The following is a 14974-nucleotide window of genomic DNA, read 5'->3' on the forward strand; positions in this document are numbered from 1 at the left end:
AGCAGGCTGGGTAATCACAGCCTGCTTTTATATTTTTTAGAAAATTGATAAAAGATAGACTTTATTTTTTGGCATAAACAATAATTAGCAATGGTCGATGAATAAGATATAAATTTAACTGAAAAGGGAGCAGGACACCAAGATGAAACGAATCATGTTTGTGCTTATAATCGTGACACTACTCGCAGGAGGGCTTGCTGGATGCACCACTACCGAGTTGAACGCAAAAGAAAGGGTAAAGATTGGCATTATGTTGTCTGACGTCGGACTAGGTGACCAATCTTTTAGTGATGCGGCGTTTGCCGGCCTGACAAAGGCACGGGACGAACTTGATATTCTTTTTGATTATCGGGAGTTGCAGGAAGCAGGAAGCTATGAGAAAGGATTCACGGAGTTGGTTGAAGAGGGAAATGACCTTGTCATCGGTCTTGGCTTCATGGTTCTTGAAGACCTTGAAAAGGTGGCGAAAAAATATCCTGACCAACAATTTGTTCTTGTCGATTCGGTATCAGAGATGGACAACATCACATCGATTACTTTTAAAGAAGAACAGGGAAGTTTCCTGGCCGGTGCCGTAGCAGGAATGGTCTCAAAATCAAATATCGTTGGATTTGTTGGCGGAGCTGATGTCCCACTGATCCACAAGTTTAAGGTGGGATTTGAGCAGGGAGTAAAATCTGTGAATCCAGAAGCCGAGGTTAAGGTTGAATACGCAAATGACTTTGGCAATGCAGAGCTTGGAGGGAAGATTGCTTCCGGAATGATTGATGAGGGTGCGGATGTCCTCTATGCTGCGGCTGGTTTTACCGGAGTAGGTGTGCTGAAGGAAGCGCAAGCGAGGGAAAAATTCGCGATTGGTGTGGATAGCGACCAATACTTTTTTGCCGAAAAAGCAATCATTACCTCCATGCTGAAAAATGTGGATATCGCTCTATACGAAGTAGTAAAGGAATTCCAGTCCGAAAAGAAACTCGAATCCAGGCAAATCGAGCTGGGCATAAATGAGAAAGGAATCGGGCTAGCACCGATTCGTGTGATCAAACTGACACCAGAACAGGACAAGAAATTAAAAGACCTGGAAGAACAATTATCAACAAATGAAGTTTCAATCCAGCTAGATTAACAGCTGCAACTGGGGGAACCAAGATGACAATCAAGAAGAAATTACTATTGAACTTATTGCTAGCCATTGGCTTATCGATTGTGATGATTTCTTTCATCATTTACAGGATGCTGATGGTCCAGGCATCTAATCAGGACTATGTCCAGGTACTGCTGACGGTCCAGAATCTTCAGGCTGAAACATCGGCCGTAAAGCAATCGCTAAGCAATTTTTCCTTCAATCCAACAGAAGGCAACAAGCAGGATGCTTTGGTGAAAATGGAGAAGACCTCGCAGACTTTTGCTCAGGCAAAAGAAGTGATACAGCAGGAGAACAGCAAATTCGTGCTGGAAAAGGCACTTGGAAAGTTCAGCACCCTGGAGTCTGAAGCTAAACAAGCTCTTGAGGACAAGGTAAGTGCTGAAGTTAAGCGTCAGTCACTGCGCAGTGAAGGAATCCTGAACGATTTGCACCTATTGAATATCCAGGTCAATGAATACTATAATTTTCTGCAGGAGGATTTGAAGAACCAGATCCAATTCATCATCTTGGCGGCTGTCATCGGCAGCATCTTGCTTGTGATTGTTGCTGGTGGTATTGGAATCAGGCTTACCAGCTCAATCACCAGGCCGCTGAAGCAGATTGCCTTCAATGCCCAGGAAATCGCCAGAGGAAACTTGATGATCGAAAAAGTTCCTTACAAACACAGGGATGAGCTTGGAACCTTGAACGAGTCTTTTGAAATGATGGCAGCCCAATTGACATCCCTGCTGCAAAAAGTGAACATGGCAAGCAAGGAAGTGGAAGATTTCGCAGGAGAAATCGAGCAGGAAAATATCGCGCTGACGGAAATCTCCAACCAAGTGGCTATATCAACGGATGAGCTTTCTGCAGGTGCCCAGACTGTCTCGGAAGATCTTCAGCAATCAGTCGAGCTGATTGATGAAATGGATAAGGAAATCATGCTGAACCTCGATTACACCCAGGAATCTTCCTCGTATAGCCAGGAAGCGGTGGAAGCAATCAGCGCAGGCAGAAAAGCGATCGAGGGGCAAAAAGTCTTAATTACCGAAAACAAAGAAGCCTCTGCTTCAATCCAGGCAGCGACTGATCAGTTTGCAGGCTATGCGGCAAAAATCCAGGATATGGCCCAAACTGTTTCAGCCATCGCGGATCAGACCAATCTGCTGGCATTGAATGCGGCGATTGAAGCAGCAAGGGCAGGAGAAGCCGGAAAAGGATTTGCAGTCGTTGCCTCAGAGGTCAGGAAGCTGGCTGAAGAATCCAACAGAGCCACAACACAAATCTTTGATATGGTCAATCTCCTAAAGACTGGACTTGAAGGAATCGGAGAAGCGGTAAACAAAGGCGGAGCAATCGCAGAAGAGCAGATGGAATCAATGAGCCTGACAATGTCTGCTTTTGTGAATATTGAATCGAAGGTAAGCGGCATCTCAGAGAAAGTTACTCAGCTTGTCAAAGGTATGGAAGCTTCGAAGGAATTGGGAGCCAGGGTTCTGCATAATGTTGAATCGATCAGTGCGGTCGTAGAGGAAACAGCCGCTGGAAGCGAAGAAATCTCCGCATCCACAACGGAACAATTATCTGCATTCGGCAACCTTTCGAAAAAGGTGACAGACCTGAGGAAGCTGACAAATGAGTTGAATGTATCCGTTTCAGTTTTTAAGTTTAATAGATAATAAGATGAGTATCATAGCCTTAGGGCCTGTGGTACTTTTTTTCGTAAAGATTGTTGTTAAAATCCTAAAGCCGATTTTAACGTAATATAAGGATCGGTAATAAGTTTGCGTGCTCTTTACCTCACAAAAGAGTCTACTTTGCGAGGAAAAATAGGTCATTCAATCATATTTGGTAGTCAATAGCAACAAAGTATGAGAAAAGAGCCTTATATGAAGAGCTATATGCAGCCGAAACTGCAGAAATGCTGCTGGGTCGAAATATTCGTGGAGTTTGCCGAATTGATCAAAAATTGGCAGGGATAATTAATAATTCGTCAATACCTTGCGTGGCGGGGAGAATTTGAGACACCTGAATGGCGAAAATTACGATGAAATAGGCCCACACGGTAAAATTACTTGAATTTGACATGCAGTATTGATTATATGAGTCTATAATTAAATACAAGATATAAGTATAGATTGAATAGATTGCTGTTCCTGGAACGGTACACTTTTGAGGCTGGATTTGATTTCATTTCATAAGGATACGATTAGTTGCATCAATAATAGATTAGAAGGTGAAGTTTTGAAGCAAAGAGATTTATTCTTAGCATTTTTTCGCGTGGGAATCCTTGGATATGGCGGCGGCCCGTCTTCGATTCCGCTTGTACATAAGGAAGTGGTTGAAAAATATAAATGGATGGATTCTGATGAATTCGGTGATGTTCTTGCTTTGGGAAATGCGCTGCCGGGTCCGATTGCCACAAAAATGGCGGGCTACATTGGCTATCGAGTAGGGGGATACCTTGGTATGATCAATGCCCTTGCAGCAACGATGATTCCAGCAATTATCCTGATGATCCTGCTGCTGACCGGTCTGAACTCATACAAAGATGAGCCTTGGGTGAAAGGAATGGCAGAGGCTGTTGTTCCAGTTGTTGCCGTCATGCTTGCTGTCCTGACATGGGATTTTATCAAGAAGTCAGGTAAATCAAACCTTGGTTGGGCGTGGACAGCTGTGGCGCTTATTGGCAGCCTGGTTCTTCTTCAATTCTTGAATCTGCATCCCGCTATTTTAATTTTTGTCTTGCTGCTCGGTGCCTTGCTGAAAAAAGACCCTGCAACATCTGAAAATAAACAAACAGGAGGGGAGCAGCAGTGATTTATTTCCATATATTTTTGGCCTTTTTTATTCCAGGGATTTTAGGATACGGCGGCGGCCCTGCCTCCATTCCATTAATCGAAAATGAAGTCGTTGACCGATATGGTTGGATGTCAGTCAATGAATTCAGTGAGGTGCTGGCAATGGGGAACGCCCTGCCTGGCCCGATTGCTACCAAGATGGCTGGGTATATCGGATATGCAGAAGGAGGAATCCTCGGAGCTATAGTTGGGGTATTTGCCACGGTAGCACCATCCCTAATCCTGATGATCAGCTTGCTCGGTTTGTTAATGAAGTTTAAAGATTCACCCCGTGTCAAAAGGCTGACAATCGTCGTCCGCCCTGTCATTGCCGTCCTTTTAGGAGTCATGACCTATGATTTCTTTTTCTCTTCCTATGAGGGGGTCGGGCTGATGCATACCATTCTGATTGGCGGAATCAGCTTCATCCTGATGGAAAAATTCAAAGTCCACCCTGCCTATGTCATCGCAGGATCCCTTGTTTACGGTGCCCTTGTTTTATCGTAAACAAGGGGTTTTCTTTTTCAAAAAATAATTCCTTACTCCTGCAGCCCTGTAAGCGGTAACATGAGAAAAACCTCAAAAAACTTTGTTGACAAATAAATCAGATAGACTTAATATTTCAATTATCGAAATTAATTAAATAAGTTACTTATCAAGAGAGACTGAGGGATTAGGCCCTATGACGTCCGGCAACCTCCTTTTGGGAAAGGTGCCACTTCCTGCAGAATGTTTTCATTCTGAAAGATAAGTCGTATAGATGTTTACGATGCCTCTTTCTTTGAATGAAAGAGGCTTTTTTATTTTTTAAAAACGGGGGTGCAAATCATGATTGAAGTGGAAAACCTGGTCAAGATTTATGAAACAAAAAAAGGGGCGGTTACAGGTGTTGACCAAGTTTCATTAAAAGTAGAAAAGGGAGAGATTTACGGTATTGTCGGATACAGCGGAGCCGGTAAAAGTTCTTTAATCCGATGCCTGAATCTTCTTGAAAAACCAACATCCGGAGAAATACATATTGATGGTCTGGAGCTAACTTCTTTGAACAAGAGTGAACTGAGGAAAGCGCGCCTGAAAATCGGGATGATCTTTCAGCACTTCCATCTTGTCAGCGCAAAGACAGTTAGTGAAAACATCGCCTTTGCGCTTAAAGCGGCCGGCACTCCGAAAGCGAAAATCAATGATAGAGTGACGGAGCTTCTTGATATGGTCGGCCTCACTGATAAAAGGGATGTCTATCCGGCACAATTGTCAGGCGGACAGAAACAGCGGGTCGGTATCGCCAGGGCGCTGGCGAACAATCCATCTGTGCTCTTATGTGATGAGGCTACTTCTGCTCTGGATCCAAGCACTACGAAATCAATCCTATCCTTACTTAAAAAGATTAATAGTGAATTGGGCATCACGATTGTCCTCATCACCCACGAGATGGAAGTCGTCAAGACCATCTGCGACAGGATGGCTGTTATGCAAGACGGGAAAATCATTGAAGAAGGAGAGGTGTATGAAGTCTTCGCGAATCCGAAACAAGCTCTCACAAGGGACTTTGTCAACGCCATCCTTCAATTCGAACTGCCGGAAAGATTGCTGAAGGAGCGTCGAGGAAAGCTGATCAAAATCTATTTCCAGGGTGAAATTGCCGAACAGGGAGTCATTTCTGATGTGTTCCAGACCTATAAGGTTCGCGGAAATATCCTGCATGGAAAGATTGAATATATTCAGGATATTCCATTGGGCATTTTCATTATGGAGATTTCGGGCGACCAGCTGGAGATTGACCGGGCGATTGCCTATATAGCGGCAAGGACTAAAAATCTGGAGGTGATTGATGATGCTGCTTGATAACCTGATTGCACTGCTGCCTGAATTGAATAAAGCGTTTTTTGAAACGATCTATATGGTCGGCATCTCCATCCTTGTCGCCATCATCGTTGGATTGCCAACAGGAGTCCTTCTTTTTGTCACTGACAAAGGACTGTTCCTGGAAAACCAGCTTTTTAAAAATATTGCCGGCTTCATCGTCAATATGATCCGTTCGGTTCCATTCATTATCTTGCTGATCGCCCTTCTCCCGCTTGCGAATTTAATTGCTGGCACGACAATTGGTCCGACAGCGGCATCTGTTTCATTGTCGGTCGCGGCAATTCCGTTTTTTGCGAGAATCGTAGAGCAAAGCTTTCGGGAAATTGATAAAGGAGTCATAGAGGCTGCCGTTGCAACTGGCGCGACTCCATGGATGATCATCAACGATGTACTGATACCTGAAGCGAAGCCTGGCATTGTCCAGGGGGTAACCATCACAATTATCAGCCTTGTTGCGTATTCGGCAATGGCCGGCATTGTCGGCGGAGGTGGAGTCGGTGACCTGGCGATCCGCTTTGGCTATTACCGATACGACAATACCATCATGATCACAACAGTCATTATCCTCATCTGCCTCGTCCAGCTGATCCAATTTGGCGGGGACAGGATTGCAAGATTAGTAGACAAAAGATAAATATTAGGGGGTTCTTTTAAAATGAAGAAATTATTATTGTTTGTACTGTTATTTTTATCAATCGGGCTGCTTGCCGCATGCGGCAGCGACTCAGCATCCAGCGGCGATGCGGAAGCAGACGCAAAACATGTGACATTCGGTGCGACATCCGGTCCATACAGCGATATGGTCACAAAGGGGATCAAGCCGCTCCTTGAGAAAAAAGGCTATGAAGTGAAAGTAGTCGAGTTCAGCGATTACATCCAGCCGAACCTGGCTTTGTCAAAAGGTGATCTAGATGCTAACCTGTTCCAGCACAAGGTTTATATGGAAAACTTCGCGAAAGAACATAAACTTGAGCTATCGGAAGTGATTGTCGTGCCAACCGCGCCAATGGGGATTTACTCAAAGAAATTCAATTCACTGGATGAAGTCGCAGACGGTTCTGCCATCGCGATTCCAAATGACCCAACAAATGCAGCGCGTGCCTTCCTGATCCTTGAGGACGCTGGATTAATCAAGCTTGATCCTGATGCTGACCCACTGACAGTTTCTGAGAAAGATGTAAAAGACAATGTCAAGAACTTGCAGTTCAAGCCGATTGAAGCAGCACAGCTTCCAAGAGCAGTAGAAAGCGTCGACCTATCAGCTGTACCAGGAAACTTTGCCCTTGCAGCAAAAATGAACCTGCTGGACGCGCTTCAGCTTGAAAACATGCCAGACCAATACCGTAACCGCGTGGTTATCAACACAAAAGACCAGGATGCCCAGTTTGCAAAGGACATCAAAGAAGTTGTAGAATCCGCTGAGTTTGAAGAAATCATCGATGAAGAGTTCAAAGGTTTCGGAAAGCCAGAGTGGATGAAGTAGGAAAGTCATAATAATGAAGTCCCGGCAGCCAAAGCTCCCGGGACTTTCCTTTTTTATAGCTTTCTCCCCTATAAATTGGTTAAAATATTGAAGAGACTCTTTTTAGGAAGACTCTTTTGTTCTTTTAATAGTAGAAATTTTTGGGCATAAATCAAACAGTAACAGAGGGAGATATATGGAAAAACGTGATAAGAGATCTAGACATTTAGCGGCTATTTCGCTGGCGATTATGGGAGCGGGGTTCCTTGCCGCGATTCCGTTTCAGGATTCATTGATCGGGAAATTGCTGATGGGCGGCTTTGAAGCTGGTCTTGTCGGGGGACTTGCGGACTGGTTTGCCGTTACGGCGCTATTCAGGCACCCGATGGGAATCCCGATTCCGCACACGGCACTTCTGCCGAAGAATCGTGATAAAGTAACGCGCGCGTTAATCAACATGCTTGAGAATGACTGGCTCACGAAAGAGAGCATCATGGAAAAGTTCAAGCAGATTCATATTCTTGATAAAATTTTCGAAACGGTTGAGAAGGAACTGCATTCTGAGTCTGTTAAGAAAAGCATCCAATCATTCAGTCTGGATGTTGTGGGGAAAATAGACATCGAAAGATTTGCACCGACGATCGAACAAGAAATCAAAGGCTTCCTGCTATCAGCAGACTCTTCCGATTTTTTACAAAAAGCCTCAAGCCATATACTGGCAAAGGAATATGACTCGGCTGCTTTTGACTATGTACTCCAGGAGACGGAAAAATGGGCGTCTCAGGATGAAGCGAAACTGGTTCTTGGCAAACTGGGAAAGCAGGCGATCGATACAACGGAAGCTGACGGACTTTTGAAATTCGCGATCCAATCGTTCAGCAATATGATCACGGAAGAAAAGGTCGGCAATATTTTGCAGTCATTCATTTTAAAAAGAATGAAAAACCTGCAGCAGGATGATAATCGCTACCGCCATATGATTCTTGATAAAATCCGCCAAGAGCTTGGAAGCATCAGTGAGCGTAAAGCTCTAATGTCGGAAATCCAGGCCTGGAAAAACAAGATGGTCGAAGAGATGGACTTAACCGGACAAATCAAAGGTGTATTGGCGAAGGCAAAGGAGCGTACAATGGCTTTTATCGAAAAAGACAGCTTTGTAGATGATACGGTTACACCAGTGGTGAAAAAGTTCATTGAAGAAATCAAAGCTGACGATGAAAAGGTAACAGCAATCGAAACCTGGCTCCATGCGAAGATTGCCGGGTTAATTGAAAGAAACCATTCTAAAATCGGCAAGCTTGTCAGAGAAAATCTTGATAAGCTCGATACAGAAACACTGATTGACATGATGGAAAACAACGTGGGAAAAGACCTGCAATGGATCAGGGTGAACGGAGCCGTCTGCGGCTTCCTGATCGGGATTGGCTTGACAATCTTCAAGCTTATGGTGATGTAACATAGTAATATGAGGCCAATCCAATGGGTTGGTCTTTTTTAATGAAGTAAATGGTAAAATGATAGGGGGAGGGATTGGCATGGCTGAAAGGAAAACGCTTGTAACTGTCATTTTAGTTCTGGTGAGTGTCATCCTTTTGACAGGATATTGGGCTTATCATCACAAAATCCTGTCAGGTAATTATGATAAATTGGCAGTCAGCGGCATGGATGGCACAACAATCCAGGTTATAAAAGACCCGGACGAGATTGCCAAAATCATAGCAGACATAAATGGAAGCCCAAGGACCTTCAAGTATAATGACGGACTTACATACGATTACCTGCCGCACGGTGTCTTGACTTTTGAAAATGAAACTGAAAAAGTGCAGATAGGGTTTATGTTACAAACTGGAAATACGATAACAAAGTATTGGGAAATCCATACAGAGTTTTCTTTTGGACAATAGGGGGGGATTGGCAAAAATGGAGAAGGTAAATATCAACGAAAAGTTTTCGCTTTTCAGTGATTATTGGAGTCCAAAAATTGCGGGGGAAATAAATGATATGCATGTAAAGTTCGCCAAGCTGAAAGGTGAGTTTATCTGGCATATGCATGAACATGAGGATGAGATGTTTCTTGTTGTAAAAGGTGAGCTTTTGCTTAAATTCAGAGATCGGGATGTACACCTGAAAGAAGGGGAATTCATCATTGTCCCTAAAGGTGTTGAGCACCTTCCTATAGCAGAAGAAGAAGCACATGTTATCTTTTTCGAACCGAAATCAACCGTGAATACAGGCGAAGAATTGAATGAAAGAACGGTTTCCGATCTTCCAACAATATAAATAGATGAAAAGGCTCGGTCAGTGACCAAGCCTTCTTTTTATGGTTAATCTTCAATTTTTACAAGTTCAAAACCCGTTTCTTTCCACACATAACGGATTCCATGGACAAATGTGTTGAAAGTCGGAACATTAACGTGCAAACCATTTAGCACGATTGATTTGGCCATTTCAGGACGGATCCCTACATAGATGGATTGAACACCCATAAGCTTCAAGGCATTGATGACCTGCTGCAGTCGGAACGCGATGGATGCATCAAGTTCATCCGAAACTCCGGTAAAATCAAAAATGACAAATTGATTTCCCTGCCTGGCGCTGTGGGAGAGGATTTTGTCACCAAGAAGCACCAGTCGGTCTTCAGTCAATTTTCCCATGACCGGAACCAGGACAGCTGAGTCGACGGATAGCGGGATGACAGGCATATCAAGAACTTGCAGCTGTTTCCTGTTTTCCTCCAGTGCCTCTTCGAATTCAGTGATATCTTTCCATGTAAGGATAAATCCGCTTTCCTTGCCATCATGATTAGTAAGTCGATCTACCATAATTTCGGCTGAAAATTTATTGAACAAAGTGATGCTGGCGGAATGAGGAAAATTCCCTTCGACCAGGATTTTCTGTTGACGGCTGCCATGGAACTCTCCTAAATTCCTGCCAATGAATTCTTCTGGATCAGCAATCCCTACATAAGGGCCAATTTGCGCTAATAATTTCAGGGCAGAATCATTGATGAAGACAATTTTGTATTCTTCATCAGCAATGAAAATATTTTCATTGATTTTATTTAAAAGCTGGTGAGTTTCTAGTGCACCGAGGTTGAACAAAATAATCGCTCCTATTCTAATAGGCGTTCTATGTAAAATTATAGCTAAGTTTTCCAGTTGGGACAAGGTATACAAAAGCCCCCTGCTATTAGCTCAGGAGGCCGAAAATTTATTTAGTGGCTGCTTTCTGTTTGAAAATGGTTTTCCGGATATACGGGATCACCCAGTAGTCCAATCCATACTTCCCTGCGTTAAAACCAGCGAAGAGAATGATGAAACCGAAGAATATATCAGTTGGATTATGGGATACGGTTCCGGCTAGAAAGAAGCTGAAATTCATTACTAAGCCGAAGAACATTGAGGCAGTGGTCAGGCAGCCAAGGATGAGGCCCAGGCCGACGAGGAATTCACCGACCGGCACTATAAAGTTGAATAGCTCAATGTTTGGCAGCGCGAAGTTTTCCAGAAAAGAGACATACCAGCCATAAACCATGTTCCCATCAGGACCTTTTACCGGATTGGCGACGGCATTCTTCAGGTATCCAGTTGCGTCAAATCCTTCCCCGGTCATTTTATGCCATCCAGCAACCATCCAGTTATATCCGAGCCAAAATCTTAAAACAGTCAACAGGACAGCGGCAATCTTGTTTTCCCTTAACCAATCAGCAATCATATCAATCGCTTCCCTTCAAGGATGAAGTATTATTTGATTACACTACAATATATTAATCTTCTATTTTAAAATGCGGGCAGGAAGTCTTTGTTCACATATTAGAAAAAACATATTGTCAGGATTTTGAACACTTTGTGGAGAAGATGACAGTGGCAATGCTTGGCGGGGGCTAGGGAAATCATGGTGGAAGCAAAAACTAGTATAGGCAGATCCGTAAAAGAAAAAGAGCCAGGCAAATGCCGGGCTCTCTGATTATGATTTCAGTTAAACTGCTTTATATGCAGCTTCAGTTTCGCGTTTGAATACAGTTTTACGGATGAAAGGAACGACCCAGCGGTCTAAACCGTATTTGCCAGCGTTATAGCCAGCGAACAGGATGATGAAGCCGAAGAAGATGTCAGTTGGATTGTGAGATACTGTTCCGGCAAGGAAGAAGCTGAAGTTCATCACCAGGCCGAAGAACATGGCTGCAGTTGTCAGAGTTCCGAGAATCAAACCAAGACCAACAAGGAATTCTCCCAGCGGGACAATAAAGTTGAAAAGTTCGATATTCGGGAGCGCAAAACTTTCAAGGAAGTTTACATACCAACCATATACTGCGTTTCCGTCTGGACCTTTTACTGGATTGGCAACTGCATTTTTTAAATATCCAGTTGCGTCAAATCCTTCACCCGTCAATTTTCCCCATCCCGCAGTCATCCAGTTATATCCGAGCCATACCCTAATGACAGTCAACAGGCCAGCAGCAATATTGTTTTCTCTTAACCATTTAGCGAACATCTAAATCGCTTCCCTTCAAAAATAAGTAATTATTGATTACACTTACAATATATCAGAATCCGAAATAAAAATGAGTTGATTGTGAAGTTGTTCACACAAATGCAACAACAAATTGACGGAATATTGAACAAGAAAATTTTTAAAAGGATGGATTGGCAACAGTGCCTAAACAAAGCATGGAATTTAGAAAGGATGAATCATATGGATCAATCATCAGGAGCAGCTCAGCAGCCACAGGGCACTGAAAAAATTTGGAGCAAGGACTTTATGTTTATATTCCTGGCGAATTTCTTTATCTTCCTGGGTTTTCAAATGACCTTGCCTACCATTCCGTTGTTTGTGGAGCATCTGGGCGGAAATGACCAGTTGATCGGGTTTGTCGTTGGGATTTTCACATTTTCGGCATTGCTTGTACGCCCATTTGCAGGATGGATGCTGGAAACGAGAGGCAGGGGGGGTATTTACCTGACAGGCCTGGCCATTTTCGTGGTTTCTGTAGGCACATTTGGATTTGCTTCAGGAATCGCCTTCTTGTTTTTAATGCGGATTGTCCAGGGGGTTGGCTGGGGATTTTCCACGACAGCATCTGGTACAATCGCAACCGACTTAATACCACCGCGGCGCAGGGGAGAAGGAATGGGATATTTCGGTCTCTCTGGGAACGTTGCGCTCGCGATGGGACCGACGCTTGGTCTGGCGCTGGCTGCGGCAATCACATTCAAGCAGTTATTTTTAATCAGTGCCATCCTGGGTCTTGCTGCCTTCCTGCTGGCATCAAGGATCACCTATAAAAAGGTGGAAAAAACGGAAGAGAATAAGGTCAGGCGCAGATGGGATGTATACGAAAAGTCCGCCCTGCAGCCGTCATTGCTATTATTGTTCATTACAACCACATTTGGAGGAATCGCTTCATTTCTGCCCCTTTACTCAGCACAGAAGGGAATTGAAGGGATAGAATGGTACTTTTTTATTTTTGCGATTACCCTAATGCTTTCCCGGTCCTTTGCGGGCAAACTCTATGACAAAAAAGGACATGGCGCCGTCTTCCTGCCCGGGACAGTTTTAATTATGATCGCCATGATCCTTTTAGCCTGGCTGCCAAACAGCCTGGTGATGTTCATCGCAGCCGGCCTGTACGGATTCGGTTTCGGCTCAGTCCAGCCGGCACTTCAGGCATGGGCAGTACAGGATGCACCGATGAATCGAAAAGGCATGGCTAACGCAACCTTCTTCTCCTTTTTCGATTTGGGCGTTGGTGTCGGAGCGATGACTTTTGGCCAGATCGGTCACTGGCTTGGCTATGGCAGCATCTACATCGCTTCCGCCATTTCCGTTTCCGTTTCGATTCTCCTCTATATTTTGATGATGAAACGTCCTGCTGGAAAATAGACCTGTTCCAATTTTGGAGCAGGTTCTTTTTATTTGAAGGAGATTTCTTAACAGAGTAAAATACAGATATAGGTATATATTGGAATTAAGGCAGCCCCCTGCACTGATGTTTTTTGACTTTTAAAATATATGGTGTGGGGTATAAGAGAATATAGTCTTCATAAACCTATTAAAATGAAGGAGGAGTTCATATGTATTTCAAGTCATTTTTTGATGACCAGCTTGCACATATGTCTTACTTGATCGGCTGCCAGAGAACGGGCGAAGCGATTGTCATCGACCCGGCAAGGAATATCCAGCCTTATCTGGACATCGCCAAAAAAGAGGGCCTCAAAATCTCAGCTGCAACAGAAACCCATATTCATGCAGATTATCTGTCAGGAGCAAGGGAGCTTGCCCATCACCATGGCGCGAAGCTGTATGTATCCGATGAAGGGGATAAGGACTGGAAGTATCAATATGTCGACCAGTATGAGCATGAATTGCTGACAGAAGGCTCGACGTTCAATATTGGAAATATTTATTTTGAAGTCATCCACACGCCGGGCCATACACCGGAAAGCATCTCATTCCTGTTGACGGATAAGGGCGGCGGCGCCAATGAGCCGATGGGAATTTTCACGGGAGACTTCCTGTTCGTGGGCGATGTAGGCCGACCGGATCTTCTTGAAAAGGCGGCAGGCATCAAGGATACATCCGAAGCGGGTGCACGCCAGATGTTCGAATCGCTCCGAAAAGTGGAAGAGCTGTCTGACTTCCTGCAGGTATGGCCAGCACACGGAGCAGGAAGCGCATGCGGAAAATCCCTTGGAGCTGTGCCAATGTCCACTTTAGGCTATGAAAAAAAATTCAACTGGGCTTTCCAAATCAAAGAAGAGGATAAGTTTGTTGAGGAGCTGCTTGCCGGACAGCCGGAGCCTCCGAAGTACTTTGCCCAGATGAAAAAGCTGAATAAAGTAGGCCCTGAACTGCTCAGACATGAGGAAACGCCTAAAGTGTCATTATCTGACGCAGGGGACGCAGTGGTTGTCGACACCCGTCCGGCAGATGAGTTCGCCGAGGGACATGCTGAAGGAACGATCAATATCCCCTATAATAACTCCTTCACGAACTGGGCAGGTTGGCTGTTAAACTATGACCAGGACATCGTATTGATTGGTGATCCGGAAAAACTGACTGATGCAGGAAAATCCCTGCAGTCAATCGGACTTGACCAGGTCACAGGGTATATTGACCCGAAAGAGCTCAGCGGCAGCCTGGAAGGTTACAAGACCATCACCGCCAGCGAGGCAAAAGAAATGATGGAAGACGATAACTACTTTGTCATCGACGTCCGCAATCAGAGCGAGTGGGACAGCGGCCATATCCCCGGTGCCCATCACATGATGCTCGGAAACCTGACCGACAAGCTTGACGAGGTGCCAAACGACAAGAAAATCATCGCCCACTGCCAGTCAGGCGCACGTTCCGCGATCGGAACAAGCCTGCTCTTGAAAAACGGCTACAAGGATGTAGTCAACCTCGAAGGCGGCTACTCCGCCTGGGAAGAAGAAGGACTCCCTGTTAAAAAGGATTAATACAATTAGCCAGCTTAGTTTTTAAGCTGGCTTTATTTATTTGGGTATTGGAGCGTGTTGCGGGTGGAATTATAATATTGTAAAAATAGCCGCCGATGGAGTGGATCGGCTTCGTGGATTGCAAGGTAGAGGGAAGAGGTCACTAGATCCATCTCTATAAGGGCATCGTCCAAGCCGAAAGGTACCCTTATGCAAGCAGTTCTGCATTTATAAGGGTACGATTCAA

General features: G+C 44.5%; 15 protein-coding genes and 1 riboswitch. Of the genes, 12 read left to right on the forward strand and 3 right to left on the reverse strand.

The window, feature by feature from the left end; translation table 11 throughout:
- The first annotated feature begins 142 nt into the window (after positions 1–142).
- The 10 genes from J7E37_RS09530 (at position 143) to J7E37_RS09575 (ending at position 9568) form a co-directional block, all read left to right on the forward strand.
- The gene (locus J7E37_RS09530) at positions 143–1123 is read left to right on the forward strand and encodes a BMP family lipoprotein (RefSeq protein WP_215023720.1); all 981 of its coding nucleotides are present in this window, start codon (positions 143–145) and stop codon (positions 1121–1123) included.
- Positions 1124–1146: 23 nt separating this feature from the next.
- The gene (locus tag J7E37_RS09535; RefSeq protein WP_215023722.1) at positions 1147–2802 is read left to right on the forward strand and encodes a methyl-accepting chemotaxis protein; all 1656 of its coding nucleotides are present in this window, start codon (positions 1147–1149) and stop codon (positions 2800–2802) included.
- A gap of 565 nt (positions 2803–3367) precedes the next feature.
- The gene (locus J7E37_RS09540; protein ID WP_214776458.1) at positions 3368–3943 is read left to right on the forward strand and encodes a chromate transporter; all 576 of its coding nucleotides are present in this window, start codon (positions 3368–3370) and stop codon (positions 3941–3943) included.
- Complete coding sequence (locus J7E37_RS09545) at positions 3940–4470, forward strand: chromate transporter (protein ID WP_215023724.1); 531 nt, start codon at positions 3940–3942, stop codon at positions 4468–4470. The genes J7E37_RS09540 and J7E37_RS09545 overlap by 4 nt, the downstream gene beginning before the upstream one ends.
- Positions 4471–4612: 142 nt before the next feature.
- A riboswitch (SAM riboswitch) is annotated at positions 4613–4717 on the forward strand.
- Between the two features lie 74 nt (positions 4718–4791).
- Positions 4792–5805: a methionine ABC transporter ATP-binding protein gene (locus tag J7E37_RS09550; RefSeq protein WP_215023726.1), complete on the forward strand. Its 1014-nt coding sequence runs from the start codon at positions 4792–4794 to the stop codon at positions 5803–5805.
- Complete coding sequence (locus J7E37_RS09555) at positions 5795–6460, forward strand: methionine ABC transporter permease (RefSeq protein ID WP_215023740.1); 666 nt, start codon at positions 5795–5797, stop codon at positions 6458–6460. The genes J7E37_RS09550 and J7E37_RS09555 overlap by 11 nt, the downstream gene beginning before the upstream one ends.
- 21 nt (positions 6461–6481) lie before the next feature.
- On the forward strand, positions 6482–7309 hold the full coding sequence (locus tag J7E37_RS09560) for a MetQ/NlpA family ABC transporter substrate-binding protein (RefSeq protein ID WP_215023729.1): 828 nt from the start codon (positions 6482–6484) through the stop codon (positions 7307–7309).
- Between the two features lie 175 nt (positions 7310–7484).
- Positions 7485–8744, forward strand: coding sequence for a DUF445 domain-containing protein (locus tag J7E37_RS09565; protein ID WP_215023730.1), 1260 nt, complete (start codon positions 7485–7487; stop codon positions 8742–8744).
- Positions 8745–8823: 79 nt separating this feature from the next.
- On the forward strand, positions 8824–9192 hold the full coding sequence (locus tag J7E37_RS09570) for a hypothetical protein (protein WP_215023732.1): 369 nt from the start codon (positions 8824–8826) through the stop codon (positions 9190–9192).
- Between the two features lie 16 nt (positions 9193–9208).
- On the forward strand, positions 9209–9568 hold the full coding sequence (locus J7E37_RS09575; RefSeq protein WP_214776464.1) for a cupin domain-containing protein: 360 nt from the start codon (positions 9209–9211) through the stop codon (positions 9566–9568).
- Positions 9569–9612: 44 nt separating this feature from the next.
- Here J7E37_RS09575 and J7E37_RS09580 read toward each other — a convergent pair whose 3' ends face one another.
- The 3 genes from J7E37_RS09580 to J7E37_RS09590 all read right to left on the reverse strand — a co-directional run bounded on the left by J7E37_RS09580 (position 9613) and on the right by J7E37_RS09590 (position 11782).
- The gene (locus J7E37_RS09580) at positions 9613–10389 is read right to left on the reverse strand and encodes an STAS domain-containing protein (RefSeq protein WP_214776465.1); all 777 of its coding nucleotides are present in this window, start codon (positions 10387–10389) and stop codon (positions 9613–9615) included.
- 109 nt (positions 10390–10498) lie between these two features.
- Entirely contained in the window at positions 10499–11002 is a 504-nt protein-coding gene (locus J7E37_RS09585; protein ID WP_215023734.1) for a DoxX family protein, read from the reverse strand.
- A 264-nt stretch (positions 11003–11266) separates the two neighbouring features.
- On the reverse strand, positions 11267–11782 hold the full coding sequence (locus J7E37_RS09590) for a DoxX family protein (RefSeq protein ID WP_214776467.1): 516 nt from the start codon (positions 11780–11782) through the stop codon (positions 11267–11269).
- Between the two features lie 201 nt (positions 11783–11983).
- On the opposite strand from J7E37_RS09590, the gene J7E37_RS09595 reads away from it, so the two are divergent.
- Both J7E37_RS09595 and J7E37_RS09600 read left to right on the forward strand, forming a co-directional pair.
- Positions 11984–13171 (forward strand): MFS transporter, encoded by a 1188-nt coding sequence (locus J7E37_RS09595; RefSeq protein WP_215023736.1) that lies wholly within the window; start codon positions 11984–11986, stop codon positions 13169–13171.
- 191 nt (positions 13172–13362) lie between these two features.
- Positions 13363–14748, forward strand: a complete 1386-nt coding sequence (locus J7E37_RS09600) for an MBL fold metallo-hydrolase (protein WP_214776469.1) — start codon at positions 13363–13365, stop codon at positions 14746–14748.
- The last annotated feature ends 226 nt before the right edge of the window (positions 14749–14974 follow it).

Origin of the sequence: Bacillus sp. ISL-39 (assembly GCF_018613295.1) — a bacterium.
Classification (GTDB): domain Bacteria; phylum Bacillota; class Bacilli; order Bacillales; family Cytobacillaceae; genus Mesobacillus.